The sequence below is a fragment of the uncultured Spongiibacter sp. genome (assembly GCF_964011655.1).
GTDB classification, from domain to species: Bacteria; Pseudomonadota; Gammaproteobacteria; order Pseudomonadales; family Spongiibacteraceae; genus Spongiibacter; species Spongiibacter marinus.
Window position 1 is genome coordinate 38,134 of record NZ_CAXGPO010000019.1, and the last position, 11,847, is coordinate 49,980.

At 54.8% G+C, this 11,847-nt stretch carries 11 protein-coding genes; all 11 read left to right on the plus strand.

The annotated features are described in order from the left end of the window. Positions 1-29: 29 nt before the first annotated feature. Positions 30-1,466, plus strand: coding sequence for a dihydrolipoyl dehydrogenase (lpdA, locus tag ABNS66_RS10135; RefSeq protein WP_204996394.1), 1,437 nt, complete (start codon positions 30-32; stop codon positions 1,464-1,466). Positions 1,467-1,604: 138 nt separating this feature from the next. After that, positions 1,605-2,771, plus strand: a complete 1,167-nt coding sequence (gene sucC / locus ABNS66_RS10140) for an ADP-forming succinate--CoA ligase subunit beta (RefSeq protein ID WP_027873846.1) — start codon at positions 1,605-1,607, stop codon at positions 2,769-2,771. Continuing rightward, entirely contained in the window at positions 2,771-3,643 is an 873-nt protein-coding gene (gene sucD / locus ABNS66_RS10145) for a succinate--CoA ligase subunit alpha (protein WP_027873845.1), read from the plus strand. The genes sucC and sucD overlap by 1 nt, the downstream gene beginning before the upstream one ends. A gap of 143 nt (positions 3,644-3,786) precedes the next feature. Continuing rightward, complete coding sequence (locus tag ABNS66_RS10150) at positions 3,787-4,386, plus strand: TetR/AcrR family transcriptional regulator (RefSeq protein WP_286695681.1); 600 nt, start codon at positions 3,787-3,789, stop codon at positions 4,384-4,386. A gap of 8 nt (positions 4,387-4,394) precedes the next feature. Then, positions 4,395-6,080 (plus strand): acyl-CoA dehydrogenase family protein, encoded by a 1,686-nt coding sequence (locus ABNS66_RS10155; RefSeq protein WP_286838392.1) that lies wholly within the window; start codon positions 4,395-4,397, stop codon positions 6,078-6,080. A gap of 84 nt (positions 6,081-6,164) precedes the next feature. Next, entirely contained in the window at positions 6,165-8,066 is a 1,902-nt protein-coding gene (htpG, locus tag ABNS66_RS10160) for a molecular chaperone HtpG (protein ID WP_289083497.1), read from the plus strand. Positions 8,067-8,185: 119 nt separating this feature from the next. Continuing rightward, complete coding sequence (locus tag ABNS66_RS10165; protein ID WP_286839331.1) at positions 8,186-9,208, plus strand: NAD(P)H-dependent glycerol-3-phosphate dehydrogenase; 1,023 nt, start codon at positions 8,186-8,188, stop codon at positions 9,206-9,208. Next, positions 9,208-9,684: a phosphohistidine phosphatase SixA gene (sixA, locus tag ABNS66_RS10170; RefSeq protein ID WP_204996400.1), complete on the plus strand. Its 477-nt coding sequence runs from the start codon at positions 9,208-9,210 to the stop codon at positions 9,682-9,684. The genes ABNS66_RS10165 and sixA overlap by 1 nt, the downstream gene beginning before the upstream one ends. A 4-nt stretch (positions 9,685-9,688) precedes the next feature. Next, positions 9,689-10,570, plus strand: a complete 882-nt coding sequence (locus tag ABNS66_RS10175) for an alpha/beta hydrolase (protein ID WP_286839328.1) — start codon at positions 9,689-9,691, stop codon at positions 10,568-10,570. A gap of 236 nt (positions 10,571-10,806) precedes the next feature. After that, on the plus strand, positions 10,807-11,334 hold the full coding sequence (locus ABNS66_RS10180) for a hypothetical protein (RefSeq protein ID WP_286839325.1): 528 nt from the start codon (positions 10,807-10,809) through the stop codon (positions 11,332-11,334). 63 nt (positions 11,335-11,397) lie between these two features. After that, positions 11,398-11,847, plus strand: a 450-nt coding sequence (locus ABNS66_RS10185) for a hypothetical protein (RefSeq protein ID WP_286839323.1), incomplete at its 3' end; no start/stop codon positions are given.

The following is an 11,847-nucleotide window of genomic DNA, read 5'->3' on the forward strand; positions in this document are numbered from 1 at the left end:
CCATGGTTTAGGTATTACAGGAAACAAATATGTCTAAGTACGATGTTGTCGTAATCGGGTCAGGACCGGCAGGCTACGTAGCCGCTATTCGCGCTGCGCAGCTGGGTTTGAAAACGGCCTGCGTTGAGAAAAACCGCAACAAGGCGGACAAGGTTGCCCTGGGTGGCACCTGCCTGAACGTTGGCTGTATCCCTTCTAAAGCGCTGCTCGATAGCAGCTACAAATATCACGAAGCGAAAGACGCCTTTGATGTACACGGTATTTCTACCGGTAAAGTGAGCATCGATGTGCCCGAGATGATCAAGCGCAAAGACGCGATCGTCGATCAGCTAACTGGCGGTGTCGGCGGCCTGTTTAAGGCCAACGGCGTAACCACCATCGAAGGTTACGGCAAAGTGCTGGCGGGTAAGAAGGTTGAAGTCACCGCGGAAGATGGTTCGACGTCAACGCTGGAAGCGGAAAACATCATTATCGCGGCTGGTTCAGTGCCGGTTGAAATTCCACCGGCGCCTATCGACCAAGAGGTGATTGTCGACTCAACGGGCGCGCTGGAATTCCAATCTGTGCCCAAACGCCTTGGCGTTATCGGCGCGGGTGTTATCGGCCTGGAATTGGGCAGTGTATGGGCCCGCTTGGGCAGCGAGGTTGTGGTGTTGGAAGCGCTGGATAGCTTCTTGCCGGCCATGGACCAGCAAATTGCCAAAGAGGCTGCCAAAGTCTTCAAAAAGCAGGGGCTGGATATTCGTTTGGGTGCACGGGTTACCGACACCGAGATCAGCCGTAAAAAAGTTAAAGTGTCTTACACACTGAACGACGAAGAGAAGGATGAAACCTTCGACAAGCTGATCGTGTGCGTGGGTCGCCGTCCGCTGAGCAATGGTCTGTTGGCCGCCGACAGCGGTGTGAACCTCGACGAGCGCGGCTTTATCTTCGTCAACGACCACTGCGAAACCGATGCACCTGGCATCTACGCGGTGGGCGATATTGTGCGCGGCCCGATGCTCGCTCATAAAGGTTCGGAAGAGGGCGTGATGGTCGCCGAGCGCATCGCTGGCCATAAAGTCAGCATGAACTACGACTGCATTCCGTCCATCATTTACACGCACCCGGAAATTGCTATGGTCGGCGCCACCGAAGAGCAGCTGAAAGCTGACGGTGTACCCTACAAATCAGGCAGTTTCCCCTTCGTTGCCAGTGGCCGCGCTCTGGCAGCCAACGACACCACAGGGATGGTGAAGATTCTCGCCCACGAAGAGACGGACCGCATTTTGGGCTGTCACATCATTGGCCCGAGCGCCGCCGACCTTGTTCAACAAATCGTTATTGCGATGGAATTCGGTTCCTCAGCCGAAGATATCGCCCTGACAGTGTTTGGCCACCCGACCTTGTCGGAAGCGGTTCACGAGGCGGCATTGGCCGTCGACGGCCGCGCCATACACATGCCGAATCGCAAGAAGCGCAAATAGATTTGCGGTAGTTCGCAAAATTCGGGAAAATACTGACCCGAATTTTGCGGCGTGCCGCAATGTGCAGAGGGAGCGGGCCATTCACTGACAGCGTATTGCCCGCTTAACACTTCCACAGACCGAGATGGTAAATCCAACATGAACCTTCACGAGTACCAAGGCAAACAACTGTTTGCTGAATACGGGCTGCCTGTGTCTAAAGGCTACGCCTGTGATACCCCGGAAGAGGCCGCTGCTGCGGCTGAAAAAATCGGCGGAGACAAGTGGGTTGTAAAAGCTCAAGTCCACGCTGGTGGCCGTGGTAAAGCTGGTGGCGTAAAGCTGGTCAGCAGCACCGACGAAATTAAGGCGTTTGCAGAGCAGTGGCTGGGCAAGAACCTGGTTACCTACCAAACAGACGAAAATGGTCAGCCAGTTTCTAAAATCCTGGTTGAGTCTTGCACCGATATCGACCAGGAATTGTACCTGGGCGCCGTGCTTGACCGCGGTACTCGCCGTATCGTCTTCATGGCCTCTACCGAAGGCGGTGTTGAAATCGAGAAAGTTGCCGAAGAGACTCCAGAGAAGATTCTCAAAGCAATCATCGATCCCCTGACTGGCGCTCAGCCTTACCAGGGCCGTGAACTGGCTTTCCAACTGGGTCTGAACCCCACTCAGGTTAAGCAGTTTGTAAACATCTTCCTGGGTCTGGCTAAGCTGTTCCAGGAAAAAGATCTGGCGCTGCTGGAAATTAACCCGCTGGTTATCACCACTGAAGGCAACCTGCACTGCCTGGACGCCAAAGTGGTTATCGACGGCAACGCGGTATACCGCCACAAAGACCTGCAAGCCATGCACGATCCTTCACAGGAAGACGAGCGTGAAGCGCGCGCAGCAGAGTGGGATCTGAACTATGTTGCCCTGACCGGTAACATCGGTTGCATGGTAAACGGTGCTGGCCTGGCAATGGGTACTATGGACATCGTATCCCTGCACGGCGGTTTCCCCGCTAACTTCCTCGACGTCGGTGGCGGCGCGACCAAAGAGCGCGTTACCGAAGCCTTCAAAATCATCCTCGAAGACAGCAACGTTAAAGCCGTATTGGTTAACATCTTTGGTGGTATCGTACGCTGTGACCTGATCGCCGAAGGTATTATCGGCGCAGTGAAAGAAGTGGGTGTGAGCGTACCAGTGGTTGTGCGTCTCGAAGGTAACAATGCCGACCTGGGCTCTAAGTTGTTGTCAGAGTCTGGCTTGGACATCATCGCGGCAACCAGCCTGACCGACGCGGCTCAGCAGGCTGTTAAAGCAGCGGAGGGTAAATAATGGCTATTCTGATCAATAAAGACACCAAGGTTATCTGCCAGGGTTTCACCGGTGGTCAGGGTACCTTCCACTCTGAGCAAGCGATTGCCTACGGCACGAAAATGGTTGGCGGTGTTACGCCAGGCAAAGGCGGCACTGAGCACCTGGGCCTGCCGGTGTTCAATACCGTTAAAGAAGCTGTAGAAGCGACTGGCGCAGAAGCGTCCGTTATCTACGTACCTGCGCCATTCTGCAAAGACTCCATCCTGGAAGCGGCAAACGCAGGTATCAAGCTGATCGTATGTATCACCGAGCACATCCCCGTACTGGACATGCTTGAGTGTAAAGTGAAGTGTGACGAGCTGGGCGTTCGCCTGGTTGGCCCTAACTGCCCAGGTGTTATCACTCCGGGCGAGTGCAAAATCGGCATCATGCCAGGCCACATTCACTTGCCGGGTAAAGTGGGCATTGTATCGCGCTCCGGTACACTGACCTATGAAGCGGTTAAGCAAACCACTGATTACGGTTTCGGCCAATCTACTTGCGTAGGTATCGGTGGTGACCCGATCCCGGGCTCTAACTTCATCGACATTCTGGAAATGTTCGAGAAAGACCCCGGCACTGAAGCGATCGTTATGATCGGTGAAATCGGTGGAACTGCAGAAGAAGAGGCGGCAGCCTACATCAAAGCAAACGTAAGCAAGCCAGTGGTTTCTTACATTGCCGGTGTGACTGCACCTCCAGGCAAACGTATGGGCCACGCTGGCGCCATCATCTCGGGCGGTAAAGGTACTGCCGATGAGAAGTTTGCTGCACTTGAAGATGCAGGCGTTAAAACCGTGCGCTCACTGGCTCAAATCGGTGATGCACTGAAAGAAGTTACTGGCTGGTAAGTTCGGCTGTAACGCTAAGAGGGCGGCTTCGGCCGCCTTTTTTGTGTCTGCTTATTTTGTGGCTTGAATCCGACGCATCGTCTTCAAGTCGTGCTTGTGTTAAAAAGTGAACTATGATTCACTCCTTGTGGTGAGACAGTGTTATGGCTTACAGAGAAACGCCACCCATCGCCAAACGTAAGGCCGAATTGCGTGAGCGGCTGCTGAAAAGCGCTGAATCATTGGTAAGGGAAGGGGGCTTTAAAGCGCTGACCATTCAAGCCCTCGCCGCCGATGCGCAGGTGAGTGTGGGGTCGGTCTACCGGTATTTCAAAAACAAGGACCAACTGGCGACGGAAGTCTTCTCCCATGCCAGCCGCCGCGAAGTGCGGGCCGTTGCCGACGCCCTGGAGGGCGTTGGCGATGCAAGGGGGCAGATCGTCGCTGGCACGCGTTGTTTTGCCGAGCGCGCATTTATGGCGCCCCAGTTTGCCTGGGCGTTGATCGCCGAGCCGGTCGACCCAGCCGTGGATGAGGCGCGTATTAATTTTCGCCGCGACTACACCGCGCTGTTCGCGAAAGTAGTCAAACGCGGGGTTGAGAGCGGAGAGTTTTGCCAACAACCAGCGGCGCTGGTAGCACCCGCACTGGTTGGTGCACTGGCAGAAAGTTTGCTCGGGCCGTTGGCAGAGTCCGAGCGCAGTAGCGACATGATTGATGAACTTTGCCTGTTCTGCTTGCGAGCGGTGGGGGCGAAAGACTAGGAGGGCTTATGGAGCCGTTGAAGAATCAAAACCCCAGTAGCGATGACGCCAATAACACAGTGAATACCCATTCGGTGTTCAACCAATCTCAAGCGCTGGAAAACACCAATCTCTTCGACGACGACATCGCCCTGCAGCAGGCGCTGACCAGCTATGCGCCGGGCGCTGCTCTCGATGCGCTGCGCGACTATGGTCAGCGCTGTGGCAGCGCTGAGGTGATTGCCTGGGGCTTTGACGCCAATGAGCAAAAGCCCCAGTTCGACAGTCACGACCGCTTTGGTCATCGCGTGGATGAGGTGCGTTTTCACCCCTCGTATCACAAGCTGATGAAAATGGCCTTGGAGCAGGGCATTCACGCGGTGCCCTGGCAGGGCGACATTGCTCAGGCCCACACACAGCGCGCTGCGTATAGTTATATGCAAAGTCAGGTTGAAGCCGGACACGGCTGCCCGTTGACCATGACCTTTGCCTCGGTGCCCACCTTGAATCTCACGCCGAGTATCGCCAAGCAATGGTTGCCCAAAGTGCTGGCGCAGGGCTATGAGCCCGAGAACAAGCCCTATTTTGAAAAGCAGGCCGTCACCATTGGCATGGGTATGACCGAGAAACAGGGTGGCAGTGATGTGCGTGCCAACACCTCGGTCGCCCGCGCTGTTGGCGCTCAGGGCCCGGGTGAACTCTACGAAATTACCGGCCACAAGTGGTTTTTATCCGCACCGATGTGCGACGCCTTTTTAATGCTGGCGCAGTCGGCGGGCGGCTTGAGCTGCTTTCTGGTGCCGCGCTGGCGACCGGATGGCGAGAAGAACTCGTTGTTTGTACAGCGCCTAAAAAACAAGATGGGCAACGTTTCAAACGCCTCCTCAGAGGTTGAAATGCGCGCTGCTCAGGGTTGGATGGTCGGCGAGGAAGGGCGGGGCGTTCCCGCCATCATAGAAATGGTCGCCTTGACCCGCTTCGACTGCATGGTGGGCTCTACCGCGGGCCAGCGCCAAGCCGTTGCCCAGGCCGCGCACCACGCCAGTCAGCGTGAAGCCTTTGGCAAGCGCTTAATCGAGCAGCCCCTCATGCAAAATGTGCTGGCAGACCTGCAGTTGGAGGTGGAGGGATCGTTGGCCATGACCCTGCGCATGGCTGCCGCGCTGGACGCCAAGACCGACGACGAAAAGCTGCTGCTCCGTTTGGGTTGCGCGGTAGGGAAATTTTGGATCTGCAAACGCACACCCGGCCATGCCTACGAGGCCATGGAGTGCCTCGGCGGCAACGGCGTAATTGAAAATTGCATTATGCCGCGTTTGTACCGCGAGGCGCCGATTAATGCGATATGGGAAGGCTCGGGGAATATTCAGGCGCTGGATGTGCTGCGCGCCTTTAATAAATCGCCCGAGGTTCAGCAGCGTTGGTTTACTGAATTGGAGCAGGTTCGCGGTCAATCGGCAGTGCTGGACCAGAGTATCGATGCGCTGCGGCAATCGCTGGCGGATCGCGATGGCGTTGAATACGCCGCCCGCCGCTTGGTTGAGCAAATGGCGCTGTGTCTGCAAGCGGCGCTATTGCTAAAAAATGGCGACCCTGTGGTGGCCGAGGCCTTTATCGCTTCGCGTTTGCAGCAGCCCCACGGCGTGTATGGTTGCCTGCCCAAAGGCGTGGATGTGGCACATATTGTTCGCCGTATTTTACCCGAACGTCTGTAAAGGTCTTGAAATTGGACAGCCTGTCCCCATAAAGCTTACACGTCCCGCTGGGCGAACGATAAATTAGCTTTACAGGTGATAGGCATGTCCACAGCAGAAAAAGAAACTCTGGGATTTCAAACCGAAGCGAAGCAAATGCTTCAGCTGATGATCCACTCCATGTACAGCAACAAGGAAATCTTCCTTCGCGAGCTGGTTTCTAATGCTTCCGATGCGGCTGACAAGCTGCGCTTTGAAGCGCTTTCCAATGACAGCCTGTTTGAAAACGACCCCAATCTTCGTGTGCGTGTAGAGGCCGACAAAGAGGCCGGCACGGTTAGCATTAGCGATAACGGCATTGGTATGAGCCGCGAGGAAGTGGTGGCCAACCTCGGCACGATCGCCCGTTCAGGCACCGCAGAATTTTTGAAAAATCTCAGCGGCGACAACAAGAAAGACTCGCAGCTTATCGGTCAGTTTGGTGTGGGTTTTTACTCGGCCTTTATCGTTGCTGAGCGCGTAGAAGTATTCACCCGTCGCGCAGGTGCCGATGCCTCGGAAGGTGTGCACTGGGAGTCGACTGGCGAAGCCGACTTCTCCATTGAAAGCTGCGAGCGCGCCGAGCGTGGTACCAAGGTGGTACTGCACCTGCGCGAAGAAGACAAAGAATTTGCCGATGATTGGCGACTGCGTTCCATCATCAAGAAATACTCTGACCACATCAGCATTCCCGTAGAAATGCTAAAAACGGTTACCGCGGAAGAGGGTGAAGAAGCCCCCGAGCCAGAGTTTGAAAGCATCAACTCCGCCACAGCGCTCTGGACGCGCCCGCGCAACGAAGTGAAGGACGACGAATACCAAGCCTTCTATAAGCACGTGAGCCACGACTTTGCTGAGCCGCTCACCTGGAGTCACAACAAGGTTGAAGGCAAGCTGGAATACACCAGCCTGCTATACCTGCCATCGCAGCCACCGATGGATATGTGGAACCGCGACGCGGCGCGGGGCGTTAAGCTCTATGTGCAGCGCACCTTCATTATGGACGACGCCGAGCAATTCCTGCCGCTGTACCTGCGCTTTGTAAAAGGTGTGGTGGACTCTAACGACCTGTCGCTCAATGTATCGCGCGAAATTCTTCAGCAAGACCCCGCTGTGGATGCAATGAAAACGGCGCTGACCAAGCGCGTGCTGGACATGTTGGGCAAGCTGGCGAAGAACGATACTGAGAAATACCAAACGTTCTGGAAGGCCTTTGGTCAGGTATTGAAAGAAGGCCCGGCTGAGGACTTCAGCAACCGCGAAAAGATTGCCAAGCTGCTGCGCTTTGCCACCACCCACGATGACAAGGCCGAACAGCTGCACTCGCTGGAAGATTACGTAGCACGTATGAAAGAGGGGCAGGAGAAAATCTACTACGTGGTGGCTGAAAACCATCGCACTGCGTCCAGCAGCCCTCACCTGGAAGTGTTCCGCAAGAAAGGTATTGAAGTCTTACTGCTTTCTGATCGCGTCGACGACTGGCTGATGAATCACCTCGCTGAGTTCGATGGCAAAGCCTTCCAGGATGTTGGCCGCGGCCAGCTGGACCTCGGTGAGCTGGAAAACGAAGACGAGAAAAAAGCGCAGGAAGAGCTGGCTGAAGAGCACAAAGACCTGATTGAGCGCGTTGCCAAGGCGCTGGGTGAAAAGGTTGAAGAGGTGCGCGCGACGAGCCGACTGACCAGTTCGCCGGCGTGTCTGGTAGTGGGTGACCACGATATGGGCGCGCAGATGCGGCGTATTCTTGAAGCCGCTGGCCAGGCGCTGCCCGAGTCCAAGCCGATTTTCGAGCTGAACCCAGAGCACCCGCTGGTGCAAAAACTGGACAAAGAGCCCGATGAAGACCGTTTTGCCGACCTTGTCGACATTCTCTTTAATCAGGCGCATTTGGCCGAGGGCGCGCAGCTGGAAGACCCTGCGGACTACGTTAACAAGCTGAATAAGCTGCTGCTGGAACTCAGCGCCTAGCGTAAGCGCAAGAACCACAGTGAATAGAGCGGCGCTTCGGCGCCGCTTTTTTTTCGACGCCGTTCTTCATCGCCGCAGCGCAATGATAAACTGCATGAAAAACAACAAGCGGAGCCGCAATGACGGACAAGCATAAAGTAGCCATAGTGGGTGGGGGCAGTTTCGGTACGGCAATCGCCAATATTGTTGCCGATAACGGCCATGATGTGTGCCTGTGGATGCGTAACGCCGAGCGCGTCGCCGAGGTGAACGAGCAGCACAGTAACAGCGCCTACCTGCCCGATATTTCCCTGAACCCCGCCCTGCGCGCCAGTACCGATCTGGCCGAAACCGTAAAGGGCTGCGACGTGGTCTTCGTTGCCGTGCCTAGCAAGTCTTGCCGAGATGTGGCTCGCCAACTGGCGCCGTTATTAGCCGACGGCACTATGGTGGTCAGCACGACCAAGGGTATCGAGGTCGACAGCAATGAACTGATGAGCGAAGTTTTGCGAGAAGAGCTGGGCAACGTCAGCATCGGCGTGATGAGTGGGCCAAACCTTGCCAAAGAGTTGGCAGCTCGGGAAATTACCGGCACGGTTATCGCCAGCGCAGATGAGCGGCTTACTCAGTGTATTCAAGACCTGCTGCAGTGCTCGTATTTTCGTGTATACGCCGGAAGCGATATCTACGGGGTGGAGCTGGCCGGTGCCCTGAAAAATGTCTACGCCATCGTCGCGGGTTTGGCCGCGGCACTGGGCGTGGGGCACAACACGATCAGCATGTTGGTTACCCGCAGTTTGGCGGAAATGAGCCGCTACGCCGTGCAAAAGGGCGCTGACCCCTTAACCTTTTTGGGCCTGGCCGGTGTTGGCGATTTGTTCGTGACCTGTACCTCGCCACTGAGCCGCAACTACCGCGTGGGTTATGCGCTGGGGCAGGGGCGGGATCTGAACGAAGTCGTCGCTGAGCTGGGGCAGGTGGCGGAAGGGGTGAATACCCTCAAGCTGCTCAAGCAGCAATCTCAGCAGCTGGATATTTACATGCCGTTGGTCAATGGTTTGTACGCCATCATTTACGAGGGCAAAACCGTGCAAGAAGTGATTGGCGATATGATGTGGGCGGAGCAAAACCGCGACGTTGAATTTGCAGTGCAGAAAAGCTGATGGAAATAGTCTTAATTCGCCACGGCGCGGCATCGTGGGATGCCGCTACCGATATGGAGCGCGAACTCACCGAGCGCGGTATTGCCGAAGTTGAAGCCGCGGCGCAGTGGCTTGGCCAGCAAGATTGGCGCCCCGAGGAAATCTGGGTAAGCCCTTACCGCCGCGCCCAGCAAAGCGCCGCCATTATCAATGCCGATTGGCAGCTACCCCAGCGCAATAAAGCCTGTCTAACCCCGGATAACCGACTCGAAGACCTCGATACCATGCTGTCGACGTTTCGCGGTCAGCGCCTGCTGCTAGTGGGGCACAACCCACTACTCAGTAATGCGCTGGCTCACTGGCAGGGCGAGTCACAATCCTATTGGGGGCTGCAAACTGCCAGTATGGCTCGTGTTGACGCCGAGGTGTTCGCCCCGGGCTGTGGCAACTTGCAATGGCTGCGTCACTTTCCGAACTACGCTCACAATGGCCGCTAGTACTATGACGACTGTCTCTGCAGAATCGCTCAGCTTTGAGGTGGAAGGTCTGCACATAGCCGCGCAAGCCTGGGGCCAGGCCGATGGTATTCCAGTGCTTGCCCTGCATGGTTGGCTGGACAATGCCGCCAGTTTTGCCGCCATTGCCGAGTATCTCCAGCAGCAGGGCAACCCGCTGCGCATTGTTGCGCTCGATCTGCCCGGCCACGGGAATAGCGATCACAAACCGCCGTCGGGTAACTACGCCATTTGGGACGATCTGCGAATTATCTGCGGTGTGGCCGAACAACTCGACTGGTCCCAGTACAGCCTGTTGGCCCACTCACGCGGCGCGATGATCGCGGCGCTGCTGGCGTCGGCTATGCCAGACAATATTCGCGCGGTCGTCTGCATCGACGGCTTGCTGGCCGACCCGCAAGCGGGTGAAGAATTCCCCAAACAGCTGCAGCGCTATCTAAACGGGTTTTCCAACAAGGGCCGACCGCCACGCGCGTTTGATACCCTGGAAGACGCCGCCGCCGCGCGTATTAAAGTAATGCCCATGAGCAAGCGCTCGGCTCGTGCCATTGCCGAGCGCGGTACCTATCAGGGTGACGACGGCAAATTTTATTGGCGCAGCGATCGCCGCCTTGCACTCGCCTCCCCGCATAAACTGACCGCAGAGCAATGGCGGGCCGTGCTGCAAGGCATTCACGCGCCGCTGCTGTTTATTGCCGCCAAACAGGGCTTTGGCCAGGAAATACTCGCACTAAGCGACGCCAGGCCGAAGGCCTTTAGCACACTGGATGTTGATGGCGACCATCACTGCCATATGGATAGCTGCGTTGAGGAAGTGGCTGAGGCAGCGGTGGCGCATTTTCTGTGCAATGCGGGTGGGGCGGAGTAGCGAGCCTGAATTTATACCGTTGATTTGTATACTGGCGTATATATGATCAAGGCAAGGGAATGTAGGTCAGAAATAAGGGAATAAGCCTTCGCTTCAGAGTTTATTGTGCATTGGAATGCCGCTTTCTATTCGAATTACCTTCGATTCCCAAATACATACTGGCGCCCCTGTTTTGATAAGAAGGCCAAAATGGTGAGGGGGAATATGTCTCTGTAATAAACTGTTAGGTGGTGAAGGTGGAATCTAATATCTTAAATGGACTTTTTACCCTTGCAGGAGTAGCTGTTGGTTTTAGTTTGTCGGAAGGGGCATCGTGGCTTAAATCGAATCGGAAAAATAGATATCTGAAATCAGCCCTTAACAGTGAATTAATTGCCATTAAAAGGATGATTCCGCATCGCCAAGATATCTTATCTAAAGCAGCGCATGCATTCTCAGACGGCCGGGTACTTGACCCCGCATCAACGCACTTCCCTAGGTCGGCGTACGAAAGTATTTTAGATAATGCTCCCGAATTACTTTCAGTCGAAGAGCAAGATTGTCTTCATGTCTCATACGAAAGACTGCGGGTCATAGACGAGCAAATGGACACTGCGGTCGCGTATTTTAATACAGTTAGATCTGCGCATTCTTCGCTTCACGCCGCAGACGCTCTCGCGCTTAAAATGTCGGATATGGAAGAAGCACTGATAACAACAATTCCACTTATAGATTCATTGATCCAAAACGATCCAATAGACGTGTACAACGATGTACGTACTTAATGATCAAGTGCGGTTAGCTGCTTACTTGTCCGCCCCCACCCCAGAGTAGGGTTCTGAATCATTATGAACTTTGAAGCCGAGCTGCGAAAAGCAAATATATTTCGGGAATCTCTTGATTTCAAGATGAAAGGTATCGTCATTCCAGGCGATATTAAGTCCAGACTATTTAATGGGTATTACCACCTATCTTTAGAGCACTTTTTTTCTGTCATGTACTTACTAAACCACAAGTTTTACGCATCTGCGGCGGCTCTCCTTCGGCCTCAATATGAGGCGGCGGTCAGGGGGGGGTACTTTCAAGATTATGCTACAGACAAAGCAATTGAAAAATTCATATCGGGTAAGTCAAGTCCAACACTTTCAACTCTTGTAGGCGATATTAGTACTAAGCTTGAGTCCGCCAAAGAGAGCTCGTTTTATCGGTTTTTTAAAAAAATTGAAGTGTCAATGAATGAGTTTACTCATGGAGGCATCTACCAAATTAACAGGAGGTTTACTCAAAGCGATCTTGCC